General features: G+C 65.0%; 12 protein-coding genes. 3 read left to right on the top strand and 9 right to left on the bottom strand.

Annotated features, from left to right (window positions below; genetic code table 11):
- Window positions 1–64: 64 nt before the first annotated feature.
- Together QE363_RS11620 and QE363_RS11615 are read left to right on the top strand one after the other, a co-directional pair.
- Entirely contained in the window at window positions 65–2,647 is a 2,583-nt protein-coding gene (locus QE363_RS11620; protein WP_309695376.1) for a TonB-dependent receptor domain-containing protein, read from the top strand.
- 73 nt (window positions 2,648–2,720) lie between these two features.
- Window positions 2,721–3,833 carry an S-(hydroxymethyl)glutathione dehydrogenase/class III alcohol dehydrogenase gene (locus tag QE363_RS11615; protein WP_309695373.1) on the top strand — a complete coding sequence of 371 codons (1,113 nt, stop codon included), beginning with the start codon at window positions 2,721–2,723 and terminating at the stop codon, window positions 3,831–3,833.
- 106 nt (window positions 3,834–3,939) lie between these two features.
- Here the strand turns inward: QE363_RS11615 and QE363_RS11610 are convergent, their stop codons facing one another.
- The gene (locus QE363_RS11610; RefSeq protein WP_309695371.1) at window positions 3,940–5,514 is read right to left on the bottom strand and encodes an alkaline phosphatase D family protein; all 1,575 of its coding nucleotides are present in this window, start codon (window positions 5,512–5,514) and stop codon (window positions 3,940–3,942) included.
- A gap of 210 nt (window positions 5,515–5,724) precedes the next feature.
- Between QE363_RS11610 and QE363_RS11605 the strand changes: the two genes are divergently transcribed.
- Window positions 5,725–8,181: a TonB-dependent receptor gene (locus QE363_RS11605; RefSeq protein WP_309695370.1), complete on the top strand. Its 2,457-nt coding sequence runs from the start codon at window positions 5,725–5,727 to the stop codon at window positions 8,179–8,181.
- A gap of 206 nt (window positions 8,182–8,387) precedes the next feature.
- Here the strand turns inward: QE363_RS11605 and QE363_RS11600 are convergent, their stop codons facing one another.
- From QE363_RS11600 to QE363_RS11565, 8 genes are read right to left on the bottom strand one after another with little or no spacing between them, the layout of a single operon-like run.
- Window positions 8,388–8,702, bottom strand: a complete 315-nt coding sequence (locus QE363_RS11600; RefSeq protein ID WP_309695369.1) for a 2Fe-2S iron-sulfur cluster-binding protein — start codon at window positions 8,700–8,702, stop codon at window positions 8,388–8,390.
- Window positions 8,702–9,691: a nitronate monooxygenase family protein gene (locus tag QE363_RS11595; protein ID WP_309695367.1), complete on the bottom strand. Its 990-nt coding sequence runs from the start codon at window positions 9,689–9,691 to the stop codon at window positions 8,702–8,704. Before QE363_RS11595 ends, QE363_RS11600 begins: the two co-directional genes overlap by 1 nt.
- Window positions 9,691–10,851: an acetyl-CoA C-acetyltransferase gene (locus QE363_RS11590; protein WP_309695365.1), complete on the bottom strand. Its 1,161-nt coding sequence runs from the start codon at window positions 10,849–10,851 to the stop codon at window positions 9,691–9,693. Before QE363_RS11590 ends, QE363_RS11595 begins: the two co-directional genes overlap by 1 nt.
- Before the next feature lies 1 nt (window position 10,852).
- Entirely contained in the window at window positions 10,853–11,635 is a 783-nt protein-coding gene (locus QE363_RS11585; RefSeq protein ID WP_309695362.1) for an enoyl-CoA hydratase-related protein, read from the bottom strand.
- Window positions 11,632–12,702, bottom strand: a complete 1,071-nt coding sequence (locus QE363_RS11580; RefSeq protein WP_309695360.1) for a phosphotransferase family protein — start codon at window positions 12,700–12,702, stop codon at window positions 11,632–11,634. Before QE363_RS11580 ends, QE363_RS11585 begins: the two co-directional genes overlap by 4 nt.
- Before the next feature lie 2 nt (window positions 12,703–12,704).
- Entirely contained in the window at window positions 12,705–13,481 is a 777-nt protein-coding gene (locus QE363_RS11575; RefSeq protein ID WP_309695358.1) for an enoyl-CoA hydratase-related protein, read from the bottom strand.
- A complete protein-coding gene (locus QE363_RS11570; protein WP_309695356.1) occupies window positions 13,478–14,656 on the bottom strand; it encodes an acyl-CoA dehydrogenase family protein in 1,179 nt (392 codons plus the stop codon). The genes QE363_RS11575 and QE363_RS11570 overlap by 4 nt, the downstream gene beginning before the upstream one ends.
- Window positions 14,653–15,414, bottom strand: coding sequence for an SDR family NAD(P)-dependent oxidoreductase (locus tag QE363_RS11565; RefSeq protein WP_309695354.1), 762 nt, complete (start codon window positions 15,412–15,414; stop codon window positions 14,653–14,655). Before QE363_RS11565 ends, QE363_RS11570 begins: the two co-directional genes overlap by 4 nt.
- Between the last annotated feature and the right edge of the window lie 17 nt (window positions 15,415–15,431).

Below are 15,431 nucleotides of genomic sequence, written 5' to 3'. Positions count from 1 at the left end.
TGATGCCCAGGCGCAACGGGTCACCAATGCACTCAGATGCAGTGACCTTATCAGGGAGCTTCACATGAAAAGGGTCGGGGGCATCAGCATTCTCGCCATCGCGACATGCACGGCGATGCCGGCATCCGCGCAGGATGCGAGCAAGGCGCAGACGCAGGCCGGAGGACTGGAGGAGATCGTCGTAACCGCCACCAAGCGGTCGGAGAACCTCCAGGACGTTCCGGTTGCCGTGTCGGCCATTTCGTCGTCGGAACTCGCCGCCCAGGGCGTGTTCGACACGTCGGACCTGAACGGTTCGATGCCCAATCTGCAGGTGTCGTCGGCTTATGGTTCGCAGCAGCCCAACTTCACCCTGCGCGGTATCGGTGTCGGCACCGAACTCAGCGCAAGCGCGGCATCGCCAGTCGGCGTCTATGTCGACGAGGTCTATCAGACCTTCCGCGCGAGCCAGGGCCAGCAACTCTATGATCTGAACCAGGTCGAAGTGGTCCGCGGGCCCCAGGGGACGCTCTATGGCCGCAATACCACCGGCGGCGCGATCAACTTCATCACCCGCAAGCCCGCGCTGAAGGGCGACAATGGGTATCTGACGGTGGGCTATGCCAATTACGACCGCTGGAATTTCGAAGGCGCGGTCGAACTGACCCCTGTCGAAGACCGGTTCGGCATCCGCATCGCGGGCACCTATGTCAAAATGGATCCCTATATCCATAATCTGATGCCCGCCGGTCTGAACAAGACGGCGGCAGGCGGCGCATCCGGGCGGAATTTCGCGACGGGTCGCGATCCGGGTGGCGATGAGAGCTATGCGTTTCGCGGCACGATGCGGTTCAAGCCGGCCGACGCGCTCGACATCACGCTGAAGGGTTATGCGTCCAAATCGACCGGAGGCGCGGCGGCCTCTCTCGGTGCTGGCCCGTACAAGTCCAATCCGGGCCTGTTCGACTATGAAAACCCCAATTTCATCCTTTCGCCGCTGTTCCGCGCGCTTGGCTCCAAGGGCGCCGGTCTTCTGCCGAGCAGCTACAGCCGGGCGGGGCTGTCGGATACCGAGATCGAACAGGATACCGTCGGCCGCGCCGTTACCCGCACCGAGGGGGCGGTGTTGACGGTGAAGGCCGACCTTGCCGACCGGCTCAGCCTCACCTCGATCACCGGCTATGATTCTGGTCTCTATCTCCAGACACAGACGGATTGCGACAGCGGCCCGCTGCGCCTCTGTTCGAACGGCTATCGGTCCGATTTCAAGGCCTTCAATCAGGATATGCGGCTCGATTACAGCAGCGGCCCGTTCAAGATGATCGCAGGCGCCTATTATGGCTGGGATTCAGTCACGTCGAACAACGCCATCGACATCTTCAACCTGCTGAGCGACGTGCGTGCGGCGGTCGGCCTGCCCGCGACATGGTTCAACCCGGCGGGCGGCTTCAACGGAAAGGTGCTGTCCGCCGGTTCGGTGCCGACCGGCATTCTGGGCAAGCAGCATTTCCGGCAGGAGCGCGAAAGCTGGGCCGTCTATGGCGAAGGCAGCTATGAAATCACCCCGACGGTGAAGTTCACGGCGGGTCTGCGCTACACGACCGACATCACCCGATATCGCGATGGCATCACCACCTATTACGACGACGCGGGCAATGCGCGAATGCTCGCCGTTTCCGCCTATGGCGCGCCCTATTTCCTGTCGCCGGTCTATAACGAGGCCGGGGCCGTGGTGATCCCGGCAACCGGGGGAAGCGTGCCCGGCGGCATCAACAAGGACGGCAAGACCAGCCGCATCTCGGGCCGCGCCATACTGGACTGGAAGCCGGTGGACGGCGTCATGCTGTATGCCAGCTACAGCCGCGGCTATCGCGCCGGAACCTTCAACGGCCTGGCCTATATCAGCTCGCCGCAGGTCTATTTCGTCAAACCGGAAGAAGTGAACGCCTATGAGGTGGGGTTCAAGACCCGGTTCCTTGACAACCGGCTTCAGGTCAACGGCAGCTTCTTCTATTATGACTACAAGAACCAGCAGAGCCAGGTCGTCGACCAGAGCGTGACGGCGAACGTCATCACGCTCGACGGTACGATGAAGGGGCTGGAACTGGATGTCGAATTCGCCGCCACCAATCGCCTGACGCTCAGCGCATCGCTCGGCCTGCTCGACAGCAAGTATAAGGATTTCGATCAGGCAAGCTGCGCGGCCCTGAACCTCAGCGGCCTGTATCCGGCACAGAAAGGGTCTTGCGTACAATCGGGCGCGGGTAGTGTCAGCGTCGGCGGCAACCCCTTCCCCTATGCACCGAAGTCGTCGATCAACCTGGGCTTCGACTGGGATGCGGCGGATGTCGGGGCTGGCACGATCAAGGTACATGGCGACACCGCCTATTCGGGCCGCTTCTATTACGACTCGTTCAAGGACTATAGTCGCGGCGTCCTGAAGAACCTTGCGACGGGCCTCTATACAAATGGCGAGGGCGATTACTGGGTGTTCAACAGCCGTATCAGCTATGTGACGGATCGCTACACCCTTTCGGTGTGGGGCAAGAACCTGTCGAACAGGCTCTATTTTCCGGGCGGCTATCCCAATGAGGGCATCACCGGGGCGGGCTATCTGGTTCGGGCCCTGCCCAGGACCTTCGGCGTGGAAGCCACTGTTCGCTTCTGACGACAGGGGGGATCGCACCGCGATCCCCCCTTCCCCAACGACCTTCCTATTCTGTCACTGGAGTATTCTTGTCGTGAAGACCCGCGCCGCCGTCGCCTTCGAAGCGAAGAAGCCGCTCGAAATCGTCGAACTCGATCTGGAAGGCCCCAAGGCCGGAGAGGTCCTGGTCGAGATCATGGCGACCGGCATCTGCCACACCGACGCCTATACGCTGGACGGCCTGGACAGCGAGGGCATCTTCCCCAGCGTGCTGGGCCATGAGGGCTGCGGCATCGTGCGCGAGATCGGCGCGGGCGTGACCAGCGTCGTGCCGGGCGACCATGTCATCCCGCTCTACACCCCCGAATGCCGCCAGTGTAAGTCGTGCCTGTCGGGCAAGACCAACCTGTGCACCGCGATCCGCGCGACGCAAGGCAAGGGGCTGATGCCCGACGGCACGACCCGGTTCAGCTATAAGGGCCAGCCGATCTTCCATTATATGGGCTGCTCGACCTTCTCGAACTTCACCGTCCTGCCCGAAATCGCGGTCGCCAAGATCCGCGAGGACGCGCCGTTCGACACCAGCTGCTATATCGGGTGCGGCGTGACGACGGGCGTGGGCGCGGTGGTCAACACCGCCAAGGTCCAGCCGGGCGAGAATATCGTCGTCTTCGGTCTGGGCGGCATCGGCCTGAACGTCATTCAGGGGGCCAAGCTGGCGGGCGCGGGCCGGATCATCGGCGTCGACCTCAATCCCGACCGTGAGGAATGGGGCCGTCGCTTCGGCATGACCCACTTCCTCAATTCCAAGGGCCTGTCGCGCGAGGAGACGATCGCGAAGATCCTGGAGCTGACCGATGGCGGCGCGGATTACAGCTTCGACGCGACCGGCAATACCGAGGTGATGCGCACCGCGCTGGAGGCGTGCCATCGCGGCTGGGGCACCTCGATCATCATCGGCGTGGCCGAGGCGGGCAAGGAGATCAGCACCCGGCCGTTCCAGCTGGTGACGGGCCGCAACTGGCGCGGCACCGCGTTCGGTGGCGCCCGCGGGCGGACCGATACGCCCAAGATCGTCGACTGGTATATGAACGGCAAGATCGAGATCGATCCGATGATCACCCACCGGCTGACGCTGGAAGAGATCAACAAGGGCTTCGACCTGATGCACAAGGGCGAAAGCATCCGCTCGGTCGTACTGTTTTAGCATTGTAGCGGCCCCGCGGCGCACCGCACGGGCGGCGATTGTTGCGGGGAACCTCTGGGCGGAGTAGCCATGCCGCTGTCCGATGCCGGCTGCTCCAATCATGGCGTCAGGCCATCTGAAGCCCCGGCCTCCCAGCCTCTACGGTGAACCGCGCCAGGTCGGCGATGGGTGATCGCGGATCACGTGCGTCGGCCAGGCCACGAAAGGTCACGTCGCAATGGCCGCCCGATAAGTCTATTCGGCCATAGCCGCGCACCAGATTTTCGGCATAGTGGAAGCCGGTCGTCGCCGCGGCCGTCGATTTGAACAGCGGATCGGGGTTGAGCGAGGTGATCGACCCGCCGACGAATTCCGACGCGATGGGCGCGCCGTCCGGCCGGTCGGGATCGCGCAGATCGGTCGCGGCAAAGGCATGGATGTCGCCGCTCAACACGATGGGATTGGCCGTCCCCGCCGCGACCCAACGTCGGAAGATGCGGTCCCGCGCTGCCGGGAAGCCTTCCCAGCGGTCGACCGAGTGGAACATTGCGCCCTTGTCCGGCTGTTTGGGATCGATGGTCGGAAAGGGCGTCATCAGGGTCTGCTGTGCGAGCAGGTTCCAGCGCGCCTGTCGCCCGCCCAGTTCCTCGTTCAGCCAGCCTTCCTGCCGCGCGCCGAGCATGGAGAGATTGGGGGCGTGCCGGGCCCCACAATCGGCCACCAGATAATCGTAACGGCGCTGGCCGTTCGCATCGGGGGCGGGCTGGCACGGGCGATCGTCGCGATATTGCCGGTCGTCGAGCATGACGATCCGCGCCAGCCGCCCCCAGTCCAGCCGACGATAGAGGCGCGCCCACGGCCCGGCGGGATGCGACGCCCGGCGCAGCGGCATATGCTCCCAATAGGCCTGATAGGCAGCCGCCCTTCGCGCGAGGAAGCGGGCAGGATCGCCATAATGCTGATCCCACTGTCCGGCATAGTCGTTGGCGACCTCGTGATCGTCCCAGATCGTCATCCAGGGTGCCGCCGCATGGGCGGCCTGAAGCAGCGGATCGAGCTTGTAGCTGGCATAACGCAGCCGATAGCCGGGCAAGTCGAACGGCTCGGGGTTCAGATGGGGGCGCAGCGCCTTGGGATTGGGTGCGCCTTCGTAGATATAGTCGCCCAGGAACAGGATCAGGTCGGGGTCTTCCGCGATCGCATGGGTCCAGGCGGCATAATGGCCGACCTCATATTTCTGGCACGAACCATAGCAGATGCGCAGCCGATCGACCGTCGCGTCGGCGGCGGGCGCGGTCCGGGTGCGGCCGACCGGACTGACCTGCCCCAGGCTGAGAAAACGGTAATGATAGACATGGGCGGGGCGCAGGCCGCCGACCTCTACATGCAGGCTGTGCCCGTCCTCGGGCGTCGCGCGTACCTCACCGCGACGGACGATGCGGCGGAACTGTTCGTCCTCCGCGACTTCCCAACGGACGGGCACGCGGGCGTCGCCCAGGCCGCCGCCGGGCGCCAGCGGTTCGGGGGCGAGCCGTGTCCAAAGCACGACGCCATCGGCGCTTGGCTCGCCCGATGCGACGCCGAGTGAGAAAAGGGGAGCAGCAGGGCCGCGCACCAGCGCCATGCCCCCCGATGCGATGACGAACGGAGCCATCGCCATGGGGGCGCCGATGATCTGCCGACGCGAGGGACGAAAGGTCATGGGATCACGGTTCCTGAAGGAAGATATGGCTGCGCCTTACGCCCCATTTCTTCCGCTCGCCAGAGTATCCGGCCAACAGCGATAGGGAGATGAAGAAAATGTTGCCATTACGACAACATTGTCATCATAGTGTCCGCAAATCTGTCATGAAACTGACCCTGACCGTGCCTATCCGCCCCCGAAATGCGGACATGAGTCCTTGGGGGAGCAATGAAGATGGTGGTCAAGACTTCGCGCGGCGGGGGCCGCACGGGCTATAGTGTCGCGTCCCTATCGCTGGCAGGTGCGGCGCTCTGGGCCATGCCGCTTCAGGCGCAGACGGCGCAAGCCCCGGCTTCGCCCGCCGCCGCCGCCAATACCGGTTCGGACGCCGCCGCCCCCGATCAGGGCGACCTGGTCGTCGTCGCACGTCGGCGGGACGAGCATATCCAGTCGGTGCCGATCCCCGTTACCGTCATCACCTCGCAGGAACTGGCGCGACAGAACCTGGTCAACTTCACCAATTTCCAGACCAAATTTCCGTCCTTCTCGGTCTATCTGACGAACCCCAAGCAATTGAACCTGGGCATTCGAGGCATCGGCAATAACGGCTTCAACACCGACGGCATCGACGCCTCGGTCGGTGTGTTCGTCGACGGGGTGTATAATGCGCGGCTCGGCATGGTGTCTAACGACTTCAACGACATCGCCGACGTCGAGCTGTTGCGCGGGCCGCAGGGCACATTGTTCGGCAAGAACACGACGGCGGGCGCGGTCCTGATCAACACGCTGAAGCCCAGCTATACCTTGGGCGCCGCGACTGAGTTCACCATCGGCAATCAGGGGTTCCGCCAGATCAAGGGGACCGTCACCGGCCCGCTGATCGACGGCAAGCTGGCGCTGCGGCTCTCGGCCTTTTCCAGCAGCACCGACGGCTATTACCGCAACGTCTATAATGGTCGCTGGCAGAATGCCCGGCAGGGCGAGGGCGTGCGTGCGCAATTGCTGGCCAATCCGACGGAAGACTGGACGATCCGCGTGATCGGCACGCATGCGACCCAGGCTTTCCCCTCCATGGGGCCGATCACGCTGGGCGTGTACAACCCGAGCGCTCTGCAGGCGCGAATGGCGGCGGCCGGTTACACGCTGCTCGTCAGCTCCAAGGAAAAGCGGGAGATGAACATAGACTCCCCGCTGAACGCGCAGACCAAGACCGATGCGCTGAGCCTGCAACAGGATATCGATCTGCACGCGCTCGGCACCATCACCTCGATCGGCGCGTGGAGCCGCTGGTCCTGCTTCACGAACAATGACAACGATTATACCCAGCTGGATGCGATCCGCGATTACGGTTCGTGCAACCGGGTCCAGCAATGGTCGCAGGAGGTGCGCTGGGCCTCGATCACCGGCCATCCCTTGGAGGGACTGGTTGGTGCCTTCTTCTCGCGGCAGCAGCTCGATGTCGACTCGCGCATCCGCTTCGGGTCGCAATATCATCTCTGGGCGGGCAATCCGAACGCGACGCTGTTCGGCACCAATCCGGCCAATGGCCTGATGTGGGGCAAGGGCGGCTGGGCCTCGGCGCTGACCGGCGCGGGCTTCGACAGCCATGCGGTGTTCAACACCCGGACCAGCGCGGTATTCGGCCATGCCACATGGCATCCGGACGAAGGCCGTCGCCTCGCCTTCGACCTGGGGCTTCGTCAGACCTGGGAGGAAAAGCGGATGCGCTATGACGGTGTCATCGCCAATCGCGGTGGCCTGAGCACCGCGCAACTCCTCGCCTTGTCGTCCAGCGGCGCGAATGCACAGCTCGGCTCGGCGGCCGACCATGTCACCGACAATTCACTGTCGGGCGAGGTCGGCGTGAATTGGAAACCGGTCGATACGGTCATGGTCTATGTCACCGGCGCGCGAGGCTATAAATCCAAGGGGTTCAACCTGCTGCCCTATAATAGTAGCAATCCGGACAAGGGCATCGCCACGGCGATCGCACTGGGCGCGGGCCAGCACATCGACGGCGAACAGGCGGATAATATCGAGGCGGGGATCAAGACCGAATGGTTCGACCGCAGGCTGGTCTTCAACCTGACCGCCTTCCATACCTATGTGAAGAATTATCAGGCCAACCAGTCGATCGGCGTCGGCAACACCGCCACCAAGTTCCTGGCCAATGTCGGCGCGCTGGTGTCCGAGGGCGTGGAGAGCGAAGGCGAGGCGTTTCTGGGCCCGCTGCACCTGAAGGGGTTCCTGGCCTATAATCGGGCGATCTATGCCTCGTTCCGCAACTCGGTCTGCCCAGTGCAGATCAGCGCGCCGACCTGCGACCTGACCGGGCGGCAGGTGGCCTGGGCGCCGAAATGGACCGCCGACATCACCGCCGACTATACCCGGCCGGTGTCGGACCATAGCGCGGTCTATGGTCTGGTCGACGTCAACTGGCGGACCCGGCAGAACACGACGATCACGCTCGATCCGGCGGCGGAGATTGCGGGCTATGCACTGACCTCGGCGCGGGTCGGCCTGTTGATGGATGACAGGCGGCTGGAGGTTCAGCTCTGGGTAGAGAATCTGTTCGACAAGGCCTATTACGTGAACCTGCTGGGGGTGACCAAGTCGACCGGGATCGTACAGGGGTATCCGGGCGCACCGCGAACTTTCGGGATCACGGTGCGCGGTCGCCTCTGATCCGCAGGATGCGCGCTCTGGGTGTTTGATCTCGGAGGATGGTGGCGCGGATTTGACGTGAAACGGGCAAAGGCGAGCCGTAAGTATCTTTTAACTAAAGAACACGTCGAACCGTCCCTCAAGCCTTTCTCATTGAGGTCCGATGCCGACGGCCACGACGTCCCGCAGTCGGGCCAGGGGGCGCGGCGGATGAGATCGCGCCCACCTCAATCCTCGGGCGCGATGCGTATCCGGTAGCCCGTGCCCATATCCCGCATGGTCAGTTGGCAGGCCAGGCGGGATCGGTCGGTGCGATAGGCGCTGCTGTCGAGCAGGTCGTCTTCGTCGGGGCCGGGCGGCGGCAAGTCCCCTCCCCCCGCCTCGATATAGACGTGACAGGTCGCGCAGGAACAGCATCCGCCGCACATCGCCAGCAGTTCGTCGATACCGGCATCCCGGATCGCTTGCATGACGCTGACATCGTCAGTGCCTTCGACCTCGAAACGGGCACCGTCACGGGTAATGACCTCGATCGTCGCCATTATGCCGCTCCCTGGGTGACGAAGCCGGACAGGCGACCGGCGATCAGATCTTGCGCGTCACCGACGATCCGCTCGATCAGCTGGCGACAGGTCGGCACGTCATGGATCAGCCCCTGCACCTGCCCGGCCCATACCAGCCCCGCATCGAGATCGCCGGTTTCCAGGGCCGTCCGTCCCTTGGCGCCGGACACCAGCGGCCGAATATCCTCGAACACGGCGTCTGGCCGCGCGGAGATTTCGACGACTTGGTCCGATACGCTGGTCTTGGCCACCCGCCCGGTGTTGTGGAAGCGGCGGAAGATCAGGTTGGTCGCGCGTTCGTCATTGGCGACGATCAGCTGTTTGACCGCATCATGGATCGGGGCCTCGACCGTGGCACAGAAGCGGGTGCCCATGTTGATCCCCTCCGCCCCCAAGGCCAGCGCAGCGACCAGCCCCCGGCCATCGGCGAAACCGCCGCTCGCCAGCATCGGAATCCTTACCTTGTCGGCCGCCGCGGGGATCAGGACCAGCCCCGGAATATCATCCTCGCCCGGATGGCCCGCACATTCGAACCCGTCGATCGACACGATGTCGACGCCCATCCGCTCGGCCGACACGGCATGGCGTACGGCGGTACATTTATGGATGACGGTGATGCCGTGCGCCTTGAAGTCGTCGACATGCTCCTGGGGACGATGGCCTGCCGTCTCGACGATCGTCACGCCGCTGTCGATGATCGCCCGGCGATATTCGGCATAGGGCGGCGGGGAGACAGACGGCAGGATCGTCAGGTTCACCCCGAACGGCTTGTCGGTCATAGTCCGGCAGCGGTCGATCTCACGCCGCAGATCGTCGGGCGTCGGCTGGGTCAGCGCGGTCAGCATCCCCAGCCCACCCGCATTGGACACCGCCGAAGCCAGCTCGGCGCGGCCGACCCACATCATGCCGCCCTGGACGATGGGATGTTCGATCCCGAGCAATCGGGTAACGCGCGTGACGAGTCCCATCACAATGCCTCGACGATGGTGACGTTCGCGATACCGCCCCCTTCGCACATGGTTTGGAGACCATAGCGCTTGCCCCTTGCGCGCAGGGCATGAACCAGGGTCGCCATCAGCTTGGTGCCGCTTGCGCCCAGCGGATGGCCGAGCGCGATCGCGCCGCCATTGACGTTCAGCCTGGCGGGATCGCCGCCGACATGTTCGAGCCACGCGAGCGGCACGGGCGCGAAAGCCTCGTTGACTTCGTACAGGTCAATATCGGCGATCGACAGACCGCTCTTCGTCAGTGCCTTATCCGTCGCGAACAGCGGTTCCTCCAGCATGATGATCGGGTCACCCGCGGTCACCGTCATGTCGACGATCCGCGCGATCGGGGTCAGCCCATGCGCTTTTAGCGCCCGCTCGCTGACCACCAGCACCCCGCTTGCCCCGTCGCAAATCTGGCTGGCGTTCGCGGCGGAGATCATGCCGCCCTCCTGCAACAGCTTGACCGCGCCGATACTTTCCAGCGTAGCGTCATAGCGGATGCCCTCGTCGCGGACATGCGGCTCGCCATCGACCAGCACGGGCACGATCTCGTCGGCAAAGGCGCCAGCTTCCGTGGCGGCGGCGGCGCGACGATGGCTCTCCAGCGCGAAACGGTCGAGAGTCTCGCGATCGAAGCCATGTTTGCGCGCCAGCATTTCGGCGCCGGCGAACTGGCTGAATTCCTTGACGCCGAACCGTTCGGCGATGCTGGGGCTGACCGGGCCGATCCCGATCCCCTCGCGCTGGTGGAAGCTGAGATTGGAGAACATCGGCACGCGGCTCATGCTCTCGGTGCCCGCCGCAATCACCACATCCTGCGTGCCGGACATGACCGCCTGCGCGGCGAACTGTACCGCCTGCTGCGACGACCCGCATTGGCGGTCGATGGTGACGGCGGGCACACTATCGGGCAGCCTGGAGGCGAGGACGGCGTTGCGCGCGAAAGCAAAGGCCTGCTCACCCGCCTGGGTGACGCAGCCCATGATGACATCATCGATCGCCGCCGGGTCCAGGTCGTTCCGGTCGACCAGCGCGTTCAGGATATAGGCGGCCAGGTCTGCCGGATGGATGCCGGACAGGCGCCCGTTACGGCGGCCCCCGGCGGTGCGAACGGCATCTATGATATAGGCATCGGCCATGTCAGGTTCCTTGAAAATCGGATTTGCGGCGTTCCATGAAAGCAGCGATCCCCTCGCGCGCTTCGGCATGGGCCCCGGCGCGGGCGATGGTCTGTGCCTCGCGGTCGAGATGATCGGGAAGGGTCGCGGTTGCGCCATCGATCAGCAGGCGACGGGCAGCCCCCAGCGCAGCCGTCGGCGACGCGATCAGGCGGGCGACCACCGCCTGGGCTTCCGGGATCAGGTCGGCATCATCGACCGTGCGCGTCACCATGCCGATCCGCTCGGCTTCTTCCGCCCCGATCCGCTGATTGGTGAGGATGACCGCCTGCGCCCGGCGAAGCCCGACGAGCCGGGGCAGCAGCCAGCTCATGCCGCCATCGGGACTGAGGCCGACCCCCGTATAGGCGGCGGTGAAATGCGCCGAGCGCACGGCGAGCACGACATCGCCCATGATTCCCAGGCTCAGCCCCGCGCCCGCGGCCGGGCCGTTAACAAGCACGACCAGGGGCTTGACCATGTCCGTCAGCGTGACGATCGCACCGTGCAGCGTATCGGCCAGGTCGCGGAGGAAAGGCCCCGCCTCTTGCCCCGCCGCCGCCATCGCGGGGACATCGCCGCCGACGCAGAATAGTCGTCCCGCCCCGGTCAGCACGACGCAGCGTATCGCTGGATCGGCTGCCACGTCCCGTGCGGCTTCGGCCAGTTCATACGCCATGGCCGGGTTGACGGCATTGCCCGCCTCGGGCCGGCTCAGCGTCAACCAGGCGGCCCCACCTTCCTTGCGGACCAGAACGGAACTCATCGGCACGCCTCCATGGCTTCCCGTGCCAGCCGCGCCAGCCGGGGAAAGCTCTCCGCACGCTCTCGGGCATGGGCGGACGAGGCATTGCCCCGGATCACCCGCCCCTTGATCCCGTGGAAGATCGCGGCGAGCCGGAAGAAGTTGAACGCGATGTAGAATTCGTAATCGGCGATCCCGTCGCGCCCGGTCCGCGCGCAATAGGCGGCGACATAATCGGCCTCGCCGGGCAGCCCCAGCGCCGCGACATCCGCCCCGCCCAACCCCGCGACGATGTCGGGCGGCATCCGGTACATCATGGCGTGATAGGCAAAGTCGGCCAGCGGATGGCCCAGGGTCGACAGTTCCCAGTCCAGCACCGCCAGGATACGTGGCTCACTGGGATGGAAGATCAGGTTGTCGCAGCGGAAGTCGCCATGCACGATCCTGCTCTCCTCCCCCGCCGGTATGTGATCGGGCAACCACGCAACCAGAGCATCCATATCCACATTTCGCCCGGCATCGGCGTCGTTCAGATACTGGCCGGACCAGCGCGCGATTTGCCGCGCGAAATAATTGCCCGGCCGCCCATAATCGCCCAGCCCGACCGCGATCGGATCAATGCCGTGCAGCGCCGCGATCGTGGCGTTCATCGCGTCGAAATAGGCGGCGCGCCCGGCCTGTTCGATCTCGGCGAAGCTTGCGTCCCAGAATATCCGGCCTTCGACCATCTCCATCACGAAAAAGGGCGTGCCGATCACCCTTTCGTCGGAGCACATGCCGTGCACCCGCGCGACCGGTACCGGGGTATCGGCCAACGCGGTCAAGATACGCGCTTCGCGCAGCACGTCATGCGCGCCTTTTGCCAGCGGCCCCGGCGGCTTGCGGCGCAGGACATAGCGGGCGTTTGGCGTAGACAGGCGATAGGTCGGGTTGGACTGGCCGCCCTTGAACTGTTCGACCGTCAACGGACCATCGAAACCGGTTATGGCTTCGTCCATCCAGGCCGTCAGCGCCGTTTCATCGAAGCGATGCACTTCCCGGACAGGCGTGGTTCCGGCATTGGCGACGTGATCGAGGGCACTGGCCATAGTCAGCAGCCCTTCCACTGTGGCGGCCGCTTCTCGGCGAAGGCGGCGGGCCCCTCGATGGCGTCCTGTGAGGCCATCATCGTCGCGACGGCGGGATAATCCCATTGCTCGCGCAGGAAGCGATCGGGGGCTGTGTCCAGCCCGCGCAGCACCGCTTCCTTGGTCGCGCGGATCGACATCGGGCTGCACGCCAATATCTCGTCGGCCCAGCGCCGCGCGGCGGATAGCACGTTGCCCTCCGCCACCTCGTTGACGAAGCCGAGCCGTTGCCCTTCCTGGGCGCTCACCCGCCGCCCGGTCAGCATCATGCCCATCGCAGGCTTCAGTCCGATCGTGCGGGGCAGTCGTTGCAACCCGCCCGCCAGCGCCGCCAGCCCGACCTTCGATTCCGGCAGTGCAAAGACGGCGCGATCGCTCGCGACGACGATGTCGCAAGCGAGGACGATCTCGAACCCACCGCCCATCGCGACGCCGTTGACGGCGGCGATCACCGGCTTGGCCATGTCGAACCGCGCGGTCAGTCCGCCGAACCCGCTGGGAGGGGTGGCCATGCCGCCACCCGACGCCTGCTGCTTCAAGTCATGACCCGCGCAGAATGCCTTTTCGCCCGCGCCGGTGATGATCGCGACCCACTGGTCGGGATCGGCGGCGAAGACGTCGAAAGCTGCCGCCAACTCCTCATGCGCGGCCGCATTCAAGGCGTTATGCGCCTCGGCCCGGTTGATCGTCACGATCGTCAGCCGATCTTCCCGCGCGACGGTGATATAATGATAGGTCACTGTGCGGCTCTCCAATCCCGCTTGATTGTCTTGGCGAGGCTCCATTTGTGGACCTCGGTCGGGCCGTCATAGATTCGGAAGGCCCGCACTTCGCGGAACACCTGCTCGACGATGGTGTCGCCGGTGACGCCGGTGCCCCCCATCACCTGGACGCATCGATCGGCGACGCGCATCAGCGCCTCCGACACCGCGACCTTGGTCATCGAGCTTTCCACGCCGCCGCTCTCGCCTGCGTCGAGCACGCCCGCGCACCAGTCGATCATCAGTTCGGCCTGTTTCAGGTCGATCCGGTTTTCCGCCAGCATGAAACCGACGCCCTCATGATCGATGATCGGTTTGCCGAAGGCTTCGCGGCGGCAGGCATAGTCGGTCGCAATCTCGTTCGCGCGCAGGCAGGCGCCCAGCCAGCGCATGCAGTGCGACAGGCGAGCGGGGGCGAGCCGGATCTGGGCGTATTTGAAGCCCTCGCCACTTTGACCCAGCATCTGGTTGGCGGGGATGCGCAAATTCTCGATGCGCACGACCGCATGGCCGCCGGGCATGGAGGTGTCGATCGTGTCCAGCACACGCTCGACGGTGATGGCCGGGTCGGGCAGGTCGACCAGAAACATGCAGGCACCGTCATCGGACTTCGCCATGACGATGCCGACCTGCGCCCCTTGCGCGCCGGTAATGAATGCCTTGCGCCCGTTCACGACCCAGTGATTGCCGTCGAGGGCCGCGCTGGTCTTCATCATCGAAGGATCGGAACCCGCCCCGCCCTCCTCCGCCGGTTCGGTCATGAAGAAGGCCGAGCGCGCGTCGCCGCGAATCAGCGGTTCGAGGAAACGCTGCTTTTGCTCGGCACTGCCGACCTTGCCGAGCAGGTACATATTGCCTTCGTCGGGTGCGGCAGTGTTGACGGCCAGCGGTCCCAGCGGCGACAGGCCCGACTGGCGCAGGACATAGGCCGTCTCGCGCTGGTTGAGATGTTCGCCCCCCTCCAGGATATGTGGGGTCAGCACACCCGCCGCGCGCGCCTTGACCCGCATTTCATCCACCAGCGCATCGGTGGGGCCGTGCGCGTCGCGGCGGGGATCGCGCTCATAGGGCACGACCACCTCGCGCACGAACGCCGCTACCGCCGCGCCGATTGCCCCGGCGCGTTCGGAGGGCGCAGGTCCGGTCAGGCTCATCGCGGTGCCATCCGAATGGCACCATCGATGCGGATCGTCTCGCCGTTCAGCATGGGGTTGGTGACGATCGCCTCGACCAGCTGGGCATACTCGTCGGGTTGGCCGAGGCGCGATGGGAACGGTACCTGCGCGCCAAGCGAGTCCTGCGCCTCCTGCGGCAACGTCGCCAGCAATGGGGTCATGAAGATGCCCGGCGCGATCGTCATCACCCGGATGCCGTAACGCGCCAATTCACGCGCGATGGGCAGGGTCATACCGACAACGCCGCCCTTGGACGCCGAATAGGCCGCCTGCCCGATCTGCCCGTCATAGGCCGCGACCGAGGCGGTGTTGATGACAACGCCGCGTTCCTCACCCAGCGGATCGGCGGCGTGCAGCGCGGCGGCGAATTTGGACAGGACGTTGAAACTGCCGATCAGGTTGATCGTCACGATCTTCGAGAAGGCGGCTAGAGGCAGCGGCTGTCCCTCGCGGTCGATGACCTTGGCGGGCGGGCCGATCCCGGCGCAATTGACCAGGATCCGTGCCTTGCCGTGCAGCCCTTCCGCCTCCTGGATGGCGGCGGCGACGGCATCTTCGTCGGTCACGTCGACCCGGATGAAGTGCCCGCCGATCCGCCCGGCCAGTGCCGTGCCCAGATCGGCGTTCAGGTCGAAGATGGTAACCTTCGCCCCCGCGCGCGCCAGCCGCTCGGCCGTGCCGCCGCCCAGCCCCGATGCGCCCCCCGTCACGATCGCCGCGACGCCCCGAATATCCATGATCCTGTCCTTTCGAT

Source organism: Sphingomonas sp. SORGH_AS_0870, from assembly GCF_031453175.1.
Taxonomy (GTDB): Bacteria; Pseudomonadota; Alphaproteobacteria; order Sphingomonadales; family Sphingomonadaceae; genus Sphingomonas.
The sequence above is the reverse complement of the archived record's forward strand: the minus strand, read 5'-3'. Positions and strand labels throughout refer to the sequence as shown.

What these genes read in the sequence shown, in the direction of transcription:
- QE363_RS11620 (WP_309695376.1), top strand. Translation starts at nt 65, where the DNA reads ATGAAAAGGGTCGGGGGCATCAGCATTCTCGCCATCGCGACATGCACG.
- QE363_RS11585 (WP_309695362.1), bottom strand. Translation starts at nt 11,635, where the DNA reads ATGAGTTCCGTTCTGGTCCGCAAGGAAGGTGGGGCCGCCTGGTTGACG.
- QE363_RS11610 (WP_309695371.1), bottom strand. Translation starts at nt 5,514, where the DNA reads ATGACCTTTCGTCCCTCGCGTCGGCAGATCATCGGCGCCCCCATGGCG.
- QE363_RS11580 (WP_309695360.1), bottom strand. Translation starts at nt 12,702, where the DNA reads ATGGCCAGTGCCCTCGATCACGTCGCCAATGCCGGAACCACGCCTGTC.
- QE363_RS11595 (WP_309695367.1), bottom strand. Translation starts at nt 9,691, where the DNA reads ATGGGACTCGTCACGCGCGTTACCCGATTGCTCGGGATCGAACATCCC.
- QE363_RS11605 (WP_309695370.1), top strand. Translation starts at nt 5,725, where the DNA reads ATGAAGATGGTGGTCAAGACTTCGCGCGGCGGGGGCCGCACGGGCTAT.
- QE363_RS11565 (WP_309695354.1), bottom strand. Translation starts at nt 15,414, where the DNA reads ATGGATATTCGGGGCGTCGCGGCGATCGTGACGGGGGGCGCATCGGGG.
- QE363_RS11570 (WP_309695356.1), bottom strand. Translation starts at nt 14,656, where the DNA reads ATGAGCCTGACCGGACCTGCGCCCTCCGAACGCGCCGGGGCAATCGGC.
- QE363_RS11590 (WP_309695365.1), bottom strand. Translation starts at nt 10,851, where the DNA reads ATGGCCGATGCCTATATCATAGATGCCGTTCGCACCGCCGGGGGCCGC.
- QE363_RS11600 (WP_309695369.1), bottom strand. Translation starts at nt 8,702, where the DNA reads ATGGCGACGATCGAGGTCATTACCCGTGACGGTGCCCGTTTCGAGGTC.